The following is a 14,509-nucleotide window of genomic DNA, read 5'->3' as shown; positions in this document are numbered from 1 at the left end:
GCCCCGGCCCGCTTCCGTGTCACGCTACGGCGCATGACGGATCACCACCTCGGCCTGCCCCCGTACGAACTCGCCTTCCCCGGCCCGCTGCGCGACCGGCTGGTGGCCGCCGTCCTGACCGGGGCGAAGACGACGACGACCGGTCTGCTCGCGGAGTACGAGAGGGAGGGCGAGCCCCTGCCGGTGGCCGGTACGCGGTCGGCGCTGCTCGACTCCGCGGGCCGGCCGGTCGCCGTGGTCGAGGTGACGGAGGTGCGGGTGCTGCCGCTCGCCGAGGTGGACCTGCGGCACGCCGTGGACGAGGGCGAGGGCCACCGGACGGTGGCCCGTTGGCGGGCCGCGCACGAGAGGTTCTGGCACGGCGACGCCATGCGGGCCGCGCTCGGGGACCCGGGCTTCACGGTGGACGACACGACCCGGGTGGTGGCGGAACGGTTCCGCGTGGCCGAGGTCCTGGACCCGGTCGCCGCGGCCCTCGCGGGCGAACTGCGGCTGGCGGACCCGGCCGTACGGTCGTCGAGGGCGGAGGCGGCGCGGCTGCTGGACCCGGACTTCACCGAGGTCGGCCGGTCGGGGCGGCGCTGGACGCGGGACGAGATGCTGGCGGAGCTGCCGGAGATGGATGGCAGCGCGGCGGACGGGCCCGCGTACAGGGTGTCCGGCATGAGCGGGGTGCTGCTCGCGCCGGGCGTGGTGCACCTGACGTACGAGACGGTCATGGACGGCCGCCGCGCCCGCCGCTCCTCCCTCTGGCGCGCGGCCACCGACGGCACGGGCGCGCCGTGGCGGCTGTACTACCACCAGGGCACCCCGGTCCCTGAGGGGGCGTAAGGGCGTGGGGCGGTGGCCCGGCGGGCCGTCAGGACACCGCTCGGGCCGCCTCGCGGCCGGCTGTCCGGCCGGAGAACAGGCAGCCGCCGAGGAAGGTGCCCTCCAGGGCGCGGTAGCCGTGGACGCCGCCCCCGCCGAAGCCGGCCGCCTCGCCCGCCGCGTACACGCCCGGCAGCGGATCGCCCCCGGCCGTGAGGACACGCGACGACAGGTCCGTCTCCAGGCCGCCCAGCGACTTGCGGGTGAGGACGCTCAGCCGCACGGCGATGAGCGGGCCCGCCTTCGGGTCGAGGATGCGGTGCGGGGCGGCCGTGCGGATCAGCCGGTCGCCGAGGTATCTGCGGGCGCCCCGGATGGCGGTGACCTGGAGGTCCTTGGTGAACGGGTTGGCGATCTCCCGGTCGCGGGCGACGATCTCGCGGCGCAGCGCGTCCTCGTCGATCAGCGGCTCGCCCGTGAGCGCGTTCATGCCGCGCACCAGGGCGGACAGGTCGCGCTCCACGACGAAGTCCACGCCCTTTTCCATGAACGCCCGCACCGGCGCGGGCACGTCGGCGCGGGCGCGGCCGATGACGTCCCGTACGGACTTGCCGGTGAGGTCCGGGTTCTGCTCGCTGCCGGACAGCGCGAACTCCTTGCCGATGATCTTCTGGTCGAGGATGAACCAGGTGTGCTCGTGGCCGGTCCGCATGATGTGCTCCAGCGTGCCGAGCGTGTCGAAGCCGGGGAACAGCGGCACGGGCAGGCGGCGGCCGAGCGCGTCCAGCCACAGCGAGGAGGGGCCGGGCAGGATGCGGATGCCGTGGCGGGCCCAGACCGGGTTCCAGTTCTCGACGCCCTCGGTGTAGTGCCACATGCGGTCGCGGTTGATGTGGTGCGCGCCCGCCGCCTCCGCGATGCCCAGCATCAGCCCGTCCACGTGCGCGGGCACCCCGGACAGCATCCGCTGCGGCGGGGTGCCGAGCCGCTCGGGCCACTGGGCGCGGACCAGGTCGTGGTTGCCGCCGATGCCGCCGGAGGTGACGACGACCGCCTGCGCGCGGTACTCGAACGCGCCGGTGACCTCGCGGCTGCTGGCCGTGCCGCGCGGGGCGTCCGACGGCTCCAGGATCTCCCCGCTCACCGTGTCCACCACGCCCCCGGTGCGCCCGAGGCCGGTGACGCGGTGGCGGAACCGGGCCTGTACGAGCCCCCGGGCGATGCCGTCGCGGACGCGGCGCTCGAACGGGGCGACGAGGCCGGGGCCCGTACCCCAGGTGATGTGGAAGCGCGGGACGGAGTTGCCGTGCCCGGTGGCGTCGTAGCCTCCGCGCTCGGCCCAGCCGACGACGGGGAAGAAGCGGACGCCCCGCCGGTGCAGCCAGGCGCGCTTCTCACCGGCCGCGAAGTCCACGTACGCCTCCGCCCAGCGGCGCGGCCAGTGGTCCTCGGGCCTGTCGAACCCGGCCGTGCCCAGCCAGTCCTGGAGCGCCAGGTCGCGGCTGTCGCGGACGCGCATACGGCGCTGCTCGGGCGAGTCCACCAGGAAAAGACCGCCGAAGGACCAGTGGGCCTGGCCGCCGATGGACCGCTCCGGTTCCTGGTCGAGGAGGATGACGCTGCGTCCCGCGGCGACCAGTTCGGCGGTGGCGACGAGGCCGGCGAGGCCCGCGCCGATCACGATCACGTCAGCGTCGTAGGCCATCGGTTTTCCGTCCTTCCGGGGGATGATCGGAGTGGTCCGCATCTTCCGTACGCGGCGGTAACCGCGTCAACCCTCCGAAGCGGCCGAAGAAGTCCCGTGGCGGAGCACGTGGCGGCAACGCAGGTACACAGGAACGCAGGAACGCGGAAGCGCGAGAAGGAGAGTGCCGGCTGTGAACGCATCGCCCGCCGAGGAGATCCTCGACATCGTGGACGAGCAGGACGAGGTGGTGGGGCGGCTGCCGCGCGGGGAGGTGTACGCGCGCGGGCTGCGCCACCGCTGCGCGTTCGTCCTCGTACGGGACCGTGCCGACCGGATCTTCGTGCACCGCCGCACGGCGTCGAAGCTGCTCTTCCCGTCGCAGTACGACATGTTCGTCGGCGGGGTCGTCGGCGCGGGCGAGTCGTACGACGCGGCGGCGCTGCGGGAGGCCGAGGAGGAGCTGGGGGTGAGCGGCCTCGACCAGCCGGTGCCGGTGCTGTCGTTCCTGTACGACGACGGGCCCGGCGGGCGCGGCTCGTGGTGGTCGCGGGTGTACGAGGTGCGCTGCGACCTGCCGGTGTCGCCGCAGGTGGAGGAGGTCGCCTGGCACGCGTTCCTGACGGAGGAGGAGCTGGAGCGGCGGCTCGGCGAGTGGACGTGGGTGCCGGACGGCCTCGCGGCGTGGGAGCGGCTGCGCGTTGTGCGGGAGCTGGGCGCGGGTGAGCCGGGACGGAGCGTACGGCGCGGTGCGTGACGTCGGGCGGAGCGTGCGGCTGTGGTTGTCGCCGCAGCGGCTGCGGGAGGAGGGCGAGACGCCGGACTACCGGTTCTCGCTCGCCAACGAGCGGACGTTCCTCGCCTGGCTGCGGACCGGTCTCGCGCTCGTGGGCGGCGGGTTCGCGGTGGACCAGTTCCTGCCGGACCTGCGGTGGGGCGTGCGGGTGGGGATGGCGCTCGTCCTGCTGGGGGCGGGGGCGCTGTGCGCGCTGCGGGCGGTCAACCACTGGGTGCGGTGCGAGCGGGCGATGCGGCGCGGCGAGGACCTGCCGGTGAGCCGGTTCCCGGCGGTGCTGAGCCTGGCGGTGGGGCTGGTGGCGCTGGCGATGGTGCTGGTGGTGCTGTTCGGGTGGACGGGGTGACGCCTTCGCCGGGAGGGCGCGACCCGGGCCTTCAGCCGGAGCGTACGCGGCTGGCGTGGCGCCGTACGACGCTGTCGTGCACCGTCGCCGCCGTGCTGGCCGCCCGGCAGTCCGTGCACGGCGGGGACGTCTCGGCGGCCGGGGTGCTGGGCGCGGGGCTCTCGCTCCTGGTGTGGGTGGCGTTCCTGGTGGTGGCGCAGCGGCGGATCGCCGCGCTGGGGCGGGCGCGCCCGCGCGCCCTGGGGATGCCGGCCGCGGTGGCCGCCGCGCTGTGCACGGTGGCGCTGGCGGGGTTCGCGGTGGCGGTGGTGGTGTGAGGGGCGAACGTACGGGCGGTGGCCGACCTCGGCGTGCGTACGGGCCGTGGCCGGCCTGGCGGGCGTACGGGCCGTGGCCTGCGGTTTCCGTGCGGGCAGCGGACAGGGCGGCCTGTGGACGGTGGTCGGCGGTTCCCGTGCGGGCGGTCCCTTACGGGCGGTCGCGCCGGGCCGCCAGGGCTGCCGAATGCCTCAGTGGTCGGGGACCGTGACCACGACCTTGCCGCCCAGGCCGCCCCCCATCGCCGCGCGCTGGGCCTCGGCCGCCTGCTCCAGCGGGTACGTCCGGGCCACCCGCACCGTCAGCACGCCGCCCTCGGCGAGGTCCGCCAGGGCCGTCAGGTCGTCGGCGTCCGGCCGCACCCAGAAGTACAGGCCGCCCAGGCCCACCACCTCGCCGTCCGCGATGGAGGCGAGGCGGCCCTCCGGGGCCAGCACCTTCGGGGAGCTCTTCAGGGGCTCACCGCCCACCGTGTCCAGGACGGCGTCCACCCCGTGCGGGGCCAGCTCGCGCACCCGGCGGGTGAACCCGTCGCCGTACACGACCGGCTCGCCGCCCAGCTCCCGCACCCGGTCGGCGCCCGCCTCCCGGACCCCGCCCAGCACCCGCGCGCCCAGGTGCCGGGCGATCTGCACGGCCAGCGAGCCGACGCTGCCGGTCGCCGCGTGGACCAGCACGGTCTCCCCGTCCCGTACGCGCAGGGCCGTGCGGAGCGCCTGGTACGCGGTGAGGCCGGCCAGGGGCAGCGCGGCGGCCTCCTCGAAACCCAGGGTGCGGGGCTTGCGGGCGAGGGTGCGGACGGGCGCCGCGACGTACTCGGCGAACGTGCCGTGGCACAGGACGTCCTCCCGGACGTACCCCATCACCTCGTCGCCGACGCCGTACTCGGGCACGGACACGCCGGGCTGGACGACCACGCCGGACACGTCCCAGCCGGGGACGACCGGGAAGAAGGCGTCCAGGATCGTGTCCAGGTAACCGGCCTGGCACTTCCAGTCCACCGGGTTGACGGACGCCGCGCGCACCTTGACCAGGACCTCGTCGGGGCCCACCTTCGGGTCGGGGCGGTCGCCGTACTCCAGGACCTCGGGGCCGCCGTAGCGGGCGTAGCTGATCGCCTTCATGGGACGACCCTCCCCCAAGGGGATCATCCCGGCAAACAGGGATAACCTGGGAGTGTTAGCGGCCCTCCCACCGAGGAACTGCCATGACGGTCCTGCATCAGGAACACCAGGCGCACTCCCACGTCCACGGTCCTGCCTGCGGCCACCGGTCCGTGGTCCACGGCGACCACGTCGACTACGCCCACGACGGGCACCTGCACCGCGAGCACTCCGGGCACTGGGACGAGTGCGAGCCGGGCGAGCACATCGCGCACAGCGGCCACGCCCACGAGCACGGTGACGGGTGCGGCCACCCGGCGGTCGCGCACGGGGACCACACGGACTACGTGCACGACGGCCACCGCCACGCCGCCCACGACGGGCACTGGGACGACCACTGACCACGGCACCGGATCCGGCACCCGCCTCCGTCCCGGCCGCGCGTGCGCGCGACTGAAGCAGCCCTGTCCCCGCCGTCCCCCGCCGTCCCGAACCGGCAGGTCCGCCTGTCCACTCAACACCCACCACGGCGGCCACACGTACGGCGACTCCGTCTCCGCGCCGGGGCGGCCGTCGCCGGGCCGGAGGCGCGCGGCCGCGAGGTGCTGGCCGCCGGGCGGCAGCAGCCGCACCTGATCCGGCCGCGGACCGACTTCGGCGACGTCGGATCACGGCGCCCACCGTGACGTACACGGAGCGGCTGACGCTGCACGCGGGCGGCGTGGAGGTGCGGTTCATCCACCCCGGCGTGGCACGCACGGCGGGCGACACGATGGTGCGCCCGCCGGAGCGGGGCGTCGTCTTCACCGGTGACCTGGTCTTCCACGGCGGCACGCCCCTCCTGGCGACCGGTGCGCTGCGGGCCGTCGGGCCGCTGCGGCCGCCGACGGCGATGTACGGCGGCCGGGCGGTGGCCTGCAACGTCTGAGCCCGCGCGGGCGGGGGGCCGGGGACGGGCACCCGAGCGGGCCCGCGCCCGGCGCACCCGGGGGTGGACGACATACCGACTGGTCGGTCATGATGCCCGGGTAGCCTCGTCCCCGCCCCGAAAGGTGCGCACCATGAGCTCTGCCCCGCCGCCAGGTCTCGACCCGGAGCGGCTGCGCGCGCTGCTGGACCGCGAGCGGCCCGGCCTGGTGAGCGGCCCGCTCGACGCGAGGCTCATCGAGGGCGGCCGCTCCAACCTGACGTACGCCGTCACCGACGGCACCCGGCGGTGGGTCGTCCGCCGCCCGCCGCTCGGCCACGTCCTGGCCACCGCGCACGACATGCGGCGCGAGCACCGCGTCCTGAGCGCCCTGCACCCGACCGCCGTGCCGGTGCCCCGGCCGCTGCTGCTGTGCGAGGACGAGTCGGTGCTCGGGGCGCCGTTCTACGTGATGGACTTCGTGCCCGGCACCCCGTACCGGACGGCCGCGCAGCTCGCCCCGCTGGGCGCCGAGCGGACCAGGGCGGCCGTGCTGGGCCTGGTGGACACGCTGGTCGAGCTGCACGCGGTGGACCCGGAGGCGGTGGGCCTCGGGGACTTCGGGCGGCCCGACGGGTTCCTGGACCGGCAGTTGCGCCGCTGGGGCAAGCAGCTCGCCGCGTCGCGCGGCCGGGAGCTGGCCGGGATCGACGAGCTGCACGCCGCGCTCGGGCGCGAGCTGCCCGAATCGCCCGCGCCGGCCGTCGTCCACGGCGACTTCCGCCTCGACAACGTCCTCATCGGCGACGACGACCGGATCACCGCCGTCCTCGACTGGGAGATGTCCACCCTCGGCGACCCGCTCACCGACCTGGGGCTGCTCGTCATGTACAGCACGCCGCTGGACATTCCGGGGGGCGTCATCTCCACCACGGCGTCGGCCGCCGGGCACCCGGCGGCGGGCGAGCTGGTCGAGCGGTACGCCGCCCGGTCCGGCCGGGACGTGTCGCGGCTCGCCTGGTACACGGCGTTCGCCTGGTTCAAGCTCGCCGTGATCCTGGAGGGCATCCACTACCGGTACACGCTCGGCCAGACGGTCGGCGCGGGATTCGACCGGATCGGGGAGCTGGTCCCCCTCTTCATCGAGCACGGCCTCACCACCCTTCAGGAGGGCTGACCATGGACTTCGCGATGGACGCGCGCACCGAGGAGCTGCGGGAGCGGCTGCTCGACTTCATGACGGCGCACGTGTACCCGGCCGAGGCCGTCGCCGAGGAGCAGCGGGCGAAGCTCGCCTCCCCGTGGGACACCCCGCCGGTGGTGGAGGAGCTGAAGGCCGAGGCGCGGCGGCGGGGGCTGTGGAACCTGTTCCTGCCGGACGAGGAGTACGGCGCCGGGCTCACCAACCTCCAGTACGCGCCGCTCGCGGAGATCACCGGCCGCTCCCCGCACCTCGCGCCGACCGCCCTGAACTGCGCCGCCCCGGACACGGGCAACATGGAGGTCCTCGCCCAGTTCGGCACCCAGGAGCAGCGCAAGCGGTGGCTGGAGCCGCTGCTCGCCGGGGAGATCCGGTCCGCGTTCGCGATGACCGAGCCGGAGGTCGCCTCGTCGGACGCGACGAACATCGAGACGCGGATCGAGCGGGACGGCGACGAGTACGTCGTCACCGGCCGCAAGTGGTACATCTCCGGGGCGATGAACCCGGACTGCCGGATCTTCATCGTGATGGGCAAGACCGGCCCCGGGAACCCCGATGTGCGCCGCCAGCAGTCCATGGTGCTGGTGCCCCGCGACACGCCGGGCGTCGAGGTGCGGCGGGCGATGCGGGTGTACGGGTACGAGGACCACTCCCACGGCGGGCACGCCGAGGTCGTGTTCGACGGGGCGCGGGTGCCGGTCGCGAACCTGGTGGGCGAGGAGGGCGGCGGGTTCGCCATCGCGCAGGCCCGGCTCGGGCCCGGCCGCATCCACCACTGCATGCGCCTGATCGGCATGGCGGAGCGGGCGATCGAGCTGATGTGCCGCCGCGCCGTGTCCCGTACGGCCTTCGGGAAGCCGCTCGCCGCGCAGGGGCAGGTGCACGCGTGGATCGCGGACGCCCGGGTCGCCGTCGAGCAGCTGCGGCTGCTGGTGCTGAAGACGGCGTGGCTGATGGACACGGTCGGCAACCGGGGCGCGCACACGGAGATCCAGGCCATCAAGATCGCGACGCCGCGCACGGTCGTGGACATCATCGACCGGGCGGTGCAGCTGCACGGGGCGGGCGGGGTCAGCCAGGACTTCCCGCTGGCGGAGCTGTGGGCGTCGGCCCGGACGCTCCGGCTCGCCGACGGGCCGGACGAGGTCCACCAGCGGTCCCTGGCCCGGCGCGAGCTGAAGCGGTACGCGTGACGTGAGCCCGGGCCCCGGCGCGGCCGGGGCCCGGGCGGCGGCGCGGGGCGAACGGCGCGACACCCGAGGCGCGCGGCCCCGAACGGCGCGAGCCGAACGGCGCGGGGCCCTACGGGCGCAGGGCGCGCAGCAGGAGGTCGGCGAGGTGGTCGGCGACCTCGCGGGGGCCGAGGGGGCCGTCGGGCCGGTACCAGGTGGACAGGTGGTGCACCGAGCCGAAGTGGTAGTCCACCACCAGGTCGGCCGGGGTGGCCGACGAGAACACGCCGGAGCGCTGGCCCTCCTCGATCAGGGCGCGGAACCGCTCGTGGTAGCGCCGCCGCTCGGCGCGGACCTGCCGGTTCTTCTCCGGGCTCAGATGGTGCATGGAGCGGAAGAAGATGGCGGCGTCGTCCAGGTTCTCGATGGTGGTGACGACGACGTCGGCCGCCGCGTCCCGCAGCCGCTGTTCCACCGGCGCGTCGGCGTCCGCGAAGGCGTCGAGCCGCTCCTGCTGGAGGCGCAGCACGCGCGCGTACACCTCGTGCAGCAGGTCCTCCTTGGACCCGAAGTAGTGGTAGAGGGCGCCCTTGGTGACACCGGCCGCCTCGACGATCTCCTGGACGGAGGTCCGGTCGTAGCCCCGCTCGGCGAAGAGGCGGGTGGCGGCGGCCAGCAGCCTGCGGGGGACGGGTGTGGTGCCGCTCCCGTCCGTCGTCCTGGCCATGTGCCGCCACCTCTCCTCGTCGTCGTCCGGTCGGCTGGTCGCCCGACCGATCTTCCCACTAGTCCGTACCAGGATCACCGCCCGGTGGCCTCCCAGGTCCGCTGGACCCGGTTCATCCCGCCGAGCCAGCGCTCCGGGTCGGCCGCGCGGACCTGGTAGTAGTCGGCGACCTCGGGGTGCGGGAGGATCAGGAACCGGTCCTCCGCCATCCCCGCGAACAGCGCCTCCGCGACGTCGTCGGGCTCGATGGCGGTGGGGGCGAGGACCAGTTCCCCGGCCGTTCCGGCGGCGCTGAGCATGTCCGTGCGCACGCCCTGGGGGCAGATCGCGTGGACCTTGATCCCCCGGTGCCGGTACGTGAGGGACAGCCACTCCGCGAAGGCGTACGCGCCGTGCTTGCTCACGCTGTACGGGGCGGCGCCGATCATGGTCAGCAGCCCGGCCGCCGAGACGGTGGACACGAACCGGCCGGAGCCCCGATCCAGCCAGCCTGGCAGCAGGGCGCGGGCGGCGCGGACATGGGCCATGACGTTCACGTCCCAGGCGGCCGCCCACACCTCCTCGTCGGCGAAGGCGTCACCGGGCGAGGCGAGCCCGGCGTTGGCGCAGTAGACGTCGACGGTGCCGTCCAGGGCGTCGCGGGCCTCGTCCACGACGGCGGAGGCGTCGCCGGGCAGCGGGACGGCGCCGATCTCGTCGGCGACGGCCTTGGCGCGCTCCGGGTCGAGGTCGTTGACGACGACGCGGGCGCCCTCGGCGGCGAACCGGCGCGCCAGCGCGGCGCCGATGCCGCCGCCCGCCCCTGTGACGACCACGTGTGCGCCCTGGAACGTGCTCATGCCCGCAATCCCTTCGCCGTGTTCCCACCGGGAGGCCGACCGCGAGGACCGGCCGTACGACGGGCAGACTAACCGGTCGGTATGTCCAGCGGGAAGGGGTGCCGCGCTAGCCTGCGAGGTCTCATGCCCGAGCGTGACGGAACGATCACGGAGGTCTCCCATGAGCGTGTCCAGAAGGGGTCTGCTGGCGGTGGCGGGGGGTGCGCTGGCGGTGGCCGGCGCGACGGGGGCGGCGGCGCCGGGCGCCGGAGCCGGGGCCGCCGAGGCGGCGGCCGAGGCCGCGGGGGCGGCCGGGGCGGGTGCCGGGCGGCGGGTGCGGACCGGTTTCGACCGGCTGGCGGCCGACGGGTACGGGGTGCTCGACGGGCAGAGGGTGGGCGTGGTGACCAACCCGACCGGGGTCACCGCAGACGTACGGCACATCGTCGACGTGATGCACGCTGACGAACGGGTGCGCCTGGTCGCGGTGTTCGGGCCCGAGCACGGCTTCCGGGGCACCGCCCAGGCGGGCGGCTCGGAGGGCCGGTACGACGACCCGGCGACCGGGCTGCCGGTGTACGACACGTACGGCAAGAGCGGGCGCGCGCTGGCGGACGTGTTCGCCGCGTCGGGCGTGGACACGGTCGTGTTCGACATCCAGGACGCGGGCGCGCGCTTCTACACGTACATCTGGACCATGTACGACTGCATGGTCGCCGCGGAGCTGGCGGGGAAACGGTTCGTCGTCCTTGACCGGCCCAATCCGGTCGGCGGGCGGGCCGCACTGGGGCCGGTGCTGGACCGCGCGTACGCGACGTTCGTGGGCCGGGAGCCGATCGCGCAGGTGCACGGGATGACCGTGGCGGAGCTGGCGCTGCTGTTCAACGCCGAGTTCCTGGCGCGGCCCGTGCCGCTGGAGACCGTGCGGATGTCGGGGTGGCGGCGCCGGGACCCGTTCGACGCGACGGGGCTGCCGTGGGTGCCGCCGAGCCCGAACATGCCGACGCCCGACACGGCGCTCGTGTACGGCGGGACCTGCCTGTTCGAGGGCACGAACCTGTCGGAGGGGCGCGGCACGACCCGGCCGTTCGAGCTGCTGGGCGCCGAGGGCGTGGACCGGCGGTGGGCGGAGGCGGCGAACGCCCTGGACCTGCCGGGCGTCGCGTTCCGGGAGGCGTACTTCGCGCCCGTGTTCTCGAAGTTCCAGGGGAAGACGGTCGGCGGGGTGCAGCTGCACGTCCACGACCGGGCGGCGTTCGACCCCGTACGGACCGGGATCGGGCTGCTGGTGACGGCGAAGCGGACGTGGAGCGGGTTCGCGTGGCGCGCCGACCGCTGGATCGACAAGCTGACCGGCACGGCGACCGTGCGGACGCTGATCGACGCGGGCGCCGGTCCCGACGAGGTGGCGGCGGCGTGGGAGCGGGATCTGGCCGCGTTCCGGGCGGTGCGCGAGGAGTACCTGCTGTACCGCTGAACGGGGCGCGGGTGCCGCGCCAACGGGTGACGGGACGTCACATTCCCGTGGCGCGCCGGGTCGAGCGCCGCGCGCGGCCCTTCCGTACCAGTGGGGGGACGTGGCGGAGATCGGACCCCTGTCGATTTTCGATGGAGCCGGAACGGGCACCCGTACGTCTCTTCAACGACGCCGAAGTACCAGCGACGGAGGTGGCGGAGCGATGGCCGGTTTCCGGAGTCTCGCCAGACAGGTTCGTGATCCGGGATGCGATGTGGCGCTGCGGCGCTACTCGCTGCGCAAGTGCCTGGAGCGGTTCGCGCCGTACGGGCACCGGGCGACCTGGGACCACCTGTGCGGGCGGCACGGGTTCGGACCCGAGGACCGGGACCTCGATCCGGCGCGGCTGGTGGCCGCGCTGGACGAGGTGGAGGAGGCGCGGGCCGTGTGGCTCGCCTACGAGCGGCGGTTCGCGGAGCGGCGCCGCAGGGAGAAGCACCTGGGGCTGCGCACCCCGGGCCCGCTCGACGACTGGCACCGCCGCACCTGGGGCGGCAACGGCGTGGCGCGGTGCGTGGACCCGTCCACGCACCCGGACCTGCCGCTGGGCGAGGCGCTGCGGCGGCTGATCGCGGCCCTGGAGGCGGGGCCCGGCGGGTGCTGCCCGGTGTGCGGCGGCGACCGGTTCGTCTGGCGGTGGGACGGCCGGGACGAGGCGTGCGGCCCGGTCTGCGGGGACTGCGGGGTGCTCGTCCCGGCGCCCGTCCTGTCGCCCGAGGCCCTCGCGGCGGCCCGCCGCCGCGCGGCCCGGACGGTGCGGGAACTGGCCGCCGTGGGGTGAGGGACGGAGCCTTTCGGGAGCGTACGGACCTGGCTTTCCCGGGCGTACGGACCGGCCGGCGGGGGCGGCCCGCAGGGCGCTTGGGCGGACCGACCGTAGCAGCGGGAAAACCGGGTGAGCATCCGGATTCCGCGCGGCGACAGTGGCGGTGACCGATCCACCGACCATGAGGAGCCGCGCCATGTCCACGCTGCGCGTCACCGCCGAACTGCTGACCGTCCACGAGCATCCCGACGCCGACGCCCTCGAACTGGCCCAGGTGGGCCTGTACCGGGCGGTCGTCGCCAAGGGCGCCTACCGCACGGGCGACGCCGCCGTGTACATCCCGGAGCAGGCGGTCCTGCCCGCGCCGCTCATCGAGGAGCTGGGGCTGACCGGGCGGCTGGCCGGGTCGGCGGCGAACCGGGTGAAGGCGGTGCGGCTGCGCGGCGAGCTGTCGCAGGGGCTCGTGTGCCGCCCGCGCGCGCTGGCCGGGGTGGACCTGGTGGCGGCGGCGCGGGACCGTACGGACTTCGCGGAGCTGCTCGGCATCACCAAGTGGGTGCCGCCGGTACCCACGAGCATGAGCGGCGACGTGGAGTCCGCGCCCGATCTGCTGCCGTGGGGCGACGTGGAGAACATCCAGCGCTACCCGGACCTGTTCGCGCCGGGCGAGCCCGTCGTCCTGACGGAGAAGGTGCACGGCACGGCCTGCCTGATGACGTACCACGCCGAAGGCGACCGGGTGCAGGTCTCCTCTAAGGGCTTCGGCGCCAAGGGCCTGGCGCTCCGGGAGGACCCGCGCAACGTGTACTGGCGCGCGGTGCGCGGGCACGGCGCACCGGAGGCGGCGGCGCGGCTGGCGAGGCGGTTCGGCGCGACCAGGGTCGGCGTGTTCGGCGAGGTGTACGGGGCCGGGGTGCAGGACCTCTCCCACGGCGCCGACGCCCGCGCCGACCGGCTCGGGTACGCCGTGTTCGACGTGTCCGTGGAGGTCGCCGGGCAGGTGCGGCGGCTGGACGCGGCGGAACTGCACGAGGTGCTGGACGGTGAACTGCCGCTCGTGCCGGTGCTGTTCAGCGGCCCGTACGACATCGCGACCGTGATGGAGCTGGCGTCGGGGCGGGAGACCGTGTCGGGACGCGGCCTGCACCTGCGGGAGGGCGTGGTGATCCGCCCGGCCACCGAGCGGCACAGCCCGGTGGTCGGCGGCCGGGCGATCGCCAAGGCGGTCAGCCCCGCGTACCTGACCCGGAAGGGCGGTACGGAGTACGAGTAGGCCCTACGCCTCCTCCCGCGCGCCCTCGTCACCGTCCTGGGGAAGGCGCACCGGCAGGAGCCGGGAGCCGGCGAGGCGCTCGCCGAGCACGTCGTCCGGGTTGGACAGGACGCACGTCTTGAGGGAGAGGCATCCGCAGCCGATGCAGTCGGTGAGGTGGTCGCGGAGCCGGGCGAGCTGCTGTATGCGGGCGTCCAGTTCGGCCCGCCAGGTCCGGGAGAGCCGCGCCCAGTCCTCGCGGGTGGGCGTCCGCTCCTCCGGCAGCTCGGCGAGTGCCTGCCGGATGGTGGCGAGGGGGATGCCGACGCGCTGGGCCGCGCGCACGAAGGCGACGCGGCGCAGCGCGTCCCTGCTGTAGCGGCGTTGGTTGCCGCTGGTGCGGCGGCTGGTGATCAGGCCCTTGGCCTCGTAGAAGTGCAGGGCGGAGACGGCCGCGCCGCTGCGGGCGGAGAGCTGGCCGACGGTGAGCTCGTGGATCTTCTCTGGAATCTGCGGCACCCCCCGAACCCTACTGGTCCGTTGACAAGGGCCACCGCCGCGCACATGCTAAGCAAGCGCTTGGACATGACCGTGATCGCGCCTGGAACCAGGGAGCAGGGATGGCAGAGCCGAGGATCTTCACCTCCGTCGAAGAGCTGCGGGCCGCGGTGGGCGAGCAGCTCGGGTACAGCGACTGGCTGGAGGTGGACCAGAAGCGGATCGACCTGTTCGCCGACGCCACCGAGGACCACCAGTGGATCCACGTGGACCGGGAGCGGGCGGCGTCCGGCCCGTTCGGGACGACGATCGCGCACGGCTACCTGACGCTGTCCCTGCTGCCCGTCCTGACGCCGCAGGTGATGCGGGTGGACGGGGTGCGGATGGGCGTCAACTACGGCACGAACAAGGTGCGCTTCCCCGCGCCGGTCCCGGTCGGCTCGCGCCTGCGCGCGACGGCGCTGCTGAAGGCGGTCGACGACGTGCCCGACGGCGTGCAGGTGACGGCCGTGGTGACGGTGGAGCGCGAGGGCGGCGACAAGCCGGTGTGCGTCGCGGAGTCGGTCTCCCGCTTCTACTTCTGAGCCCGCCGGGG

Annotated in this window: 17 protein-coding genes; 12 read left to right on the top strand and 5 right to left on the bottom strand. The window is 74.7% G+C overall.

What is annotated here, in order from left to right; genetic code table 11:
- Positions 1-33 precede the first annotated feature (33 nt).
- Positions 34-831, top strand: coding sequence for an ASCH domain-containing protein (locus tag J116_RS31545; RefSeq protein ID WP_023589478.1), 798 nt, complete (start codon positions 34-36; stop codon positions 829-831).
- A gap of 28 nt (positions 832-859) precedes the next feature.
- Here the strand turns inward: J116_RS31545 and J116_RS23190 are convergent, their stop codons facing one another.
- A complete protein-coding gene (locus J116_RS23190; RefSeq protein WP_023589477.1) occupies positions 860-2,515 on the bottom strand; it encodes an FAD-binding dehydrogenase in 1,656 nt (551 codons plus the stop codon).
- A 172-nt stretch (positions 2,516-2,687) separates the two neighbouring features.
- Between J116_RS23190 and J116_RS23185 the strand changes: the two genes are divergently transcribed.
- The 3 genes from J116_RS23185 to J116_RS23175 are packed head-to-tail and all read left to right on the top strand — an operon-like array spanning position 2,688 to position 3,953.
- On the top strand, positions 2,688-3,251 hold the full coding sequence (locus tag J116_RS23185) for an NUDIX domain-containing protein (protein WP_023589476.1): 564 nt from the start codon (positions 2,688-2,690) through the stop codon (positions 3,249-3,251).
- The gene (locus J116_RS23180; RefSeq protein WP_028964438.1) at positions 3,244-3,636 is read left to right on the top strand and encodes a YidH family protein; all 393 of its coding nucleotides are present in this window, start codon (positions 3,244-3,246) and stop codon (positions 3,634-3,636) included. Before J116_RS23185 ends, J116_RS23180 begins: the two co-directional genes overlap by 8 nt.
- A complete protein-coding gene (locus J116_RS23175; protein WP_037948212.1) occupies positions 3,633-3,953 on the top strand; it encodes a DUF202 domain-containing protein in 321 nt (106 codons plus the stop codon). Before J116_RS23180 ends, J116_RS23175 begins: the two co-directional genes overlap by 4 nt.
- 192 nt (positions 3,954-4,145) lie before the next feature.
- On the opposite strand, the gene J116_RS23170 is transcribed toward J116_RS23175, so the two are convergent.
- Complete coding sequence (locus J116_RS23170; protein ID WP_023589473.1) at positions 4,146-5,078, bottom strand: NADP-dependent oxidoreductase; 933 nt, start codon at positions 5,076-5,078, stop codon at positions 4,146-4,148.
- Positions 5,079-5,161: 83 nt separating this feature from the next.
- Here J116_RS23170 and J116_RS23165 point away from each other — a divergent pair, with 83 nt between their 5' ends.
- The 4 genes from J116_RS23165 to J116_RS23150 all read left to right on the top strand — a co-directional run bounded on the left by J116_RS23165 (position 5,162) and on the right by J116_RS23150 (position 8,358).
- Entirely contained in the window at positions 5,162-5,458 is a 297-nt protein-coding gene (locus J116_RS23165; RefSeq protein ID WP_023589472.1) for a hypothetical protein, read from the top strand.
- A gap of 281 nt (positions 5,459-5,739) precedes the next feature.
- On the top strand, positions 5,740-5,985 hold the full coding sequence (locus J116_RS31405) for an MBL fold metallo-hydrolase (RefSeq protein ID WP_023589471.1): 246 nt from the start codon (positions 5,740-5,742) through the stop codon (positions 5,983-5,985).
- 133 nt (positions 5,986-6,118) lie between these two features.
- Positions 6,119-7,141 carry a phosphotransferase family protein gene (locus J116_RS23155; protein ID WP_023589470.1) on the top strand — a complete coding sequence of 341 codons (1,023 nt, stop codon included), beginning with the start codon at positions 6,119-6,121 and terminating at the stop codon, positions 7,139-7,141.
- A 2-nt stretch (positions 7,142-7,143) separates the two neighbouring features.
- Positions 7,144-8,358, top strand: coding sequence for an acyl-CoA dehydrogenase family protein (locus J116_RS23150; RefSeq protein ID WP_023589469.1), 1,215 nt, complete (start codon positions 7,144-7,146; stop codon positions 8,356-8,358).
- 109 nt (positions 8,359-8,467) lie between these two features.
- Here J116_RS23150 and J116_RS23145 read toward each other — a convergent pair whose 3' ends face one another.
- Together J116_RS23145 and J116_RS23140 are read right to left on the bottom strand one after the other, a co-directional pair.
- Positions 8,468-9,064 carry a TetR/AcrR family transcriptional regulator gene (locus J116_RS23145; protein ID WP_023589468.1) on the bottom strand — a complete coding sequence of 199 codons (597 nt, stop codon included), beginning with the start codon at positions 9,062-9,064 and terminating at the stop codon, positions 8,468-8,470.
- A gap of 74 nt (positions 9,065-9,138) precedes the next feature.
- Positions 9,139-9,903 (bottom strand): SDR family oxidoreductase, encoded by a 765-nt coding sequence (locus J116_RS23140; protein ID WP_023589467.1) that lies wholly within the window; start codon positions 9,901-9,903, stop codon positions 9,139-9,141.
- Positions 9,904-10,063: 160 nt separating this feature from the next.
- Here J116_RS23140 and J116_RS23135 point away from each other — a divergent pair, with 160 nt between their 5' ends.
- From J116_RS23135 to J116_RS23125, 3 genes are all read left to right on the top strand, one after another.
- Positions 10,064-11,359, top strand: a complete 1,296-nt coding sequence (locus J116_RS23135; protein WP_023589466.1) for an exo-beta-N-acetylmuramidase NamZ family protein — start codon at positions 10,064-10,066, stop codon at positions 11,357-11,359.
- A gap of 202 nt (positions 11,360-11,561) precedes the next feature.
- Positions 11,562-12,179 (top strand): hypothetical protein, encoded by a 618-nt coding sequence (locus J116_RS23130; protein WP_028964437.1) that lies wholly within the window; start codon positions 11,562-11,564, stop codon positions 12,177-12,179.
- A 181-nt stretch (positions 12,180-12,360) separates the two neighbouring features.
- Positions 12,361-13,437: an RNA ligase (ATP) gene (locus J116_RS23125; RefSeq protein WP_023589464.1), complete on the top strand. Its 1,077-nt coding sequence runs from the start codon at positions 12,361-12,363 to the stop codon at positions 13,435-13,437.
- 3 nt (positions 13,438-13,440) lie between these two features.
- Here the strand turns inward: J116_RS23125 and soxR are convergent, their stop codons facing one another.
- Complete coding sequence (gene soxR / locus J116_RS23120; protein ID WP_023589463.1) at positions 13,441-13,935, bottom strand: redox-sensitive transcriptional activator SoxR; 495 nt, start codon at positions 13,933-13,935, stop codon at positions 13,441-13,443.
- 101 nt (positions 13,936-14,036) lie between these two features.
- Here soxR and J116_RS23115 point away from each other — a divergent pair, with 101 nt between their 5' ends.
- Positions 14,037-14,498, top strand: coding sequence for a MaoC family dehydratase (locus tag J116_RS23115; protein WP_023589462.1), 462 nt, complete (start codon positions 14,037-14,039; stop codon positions 14,496-14,498).
- Positions 14,499-14,509: the final 11 nt, after the last annotated feature.

Origin of the sequence: Streptomyces thermolilacinus SPC6 (genome assembly GCF_000478605.2) — a bacterium.
Lineage (GTDB): Bacteria > Actinomycetota > Actinomycetes > Streptomycetales > Streptomycetaceae > Streptomyces > Streptomyces thermolilacinus.
Note: the sequence above shows the minus strand (reverse complement) of the source record. Positions and strands in the feature narration are given on the sequence as shown.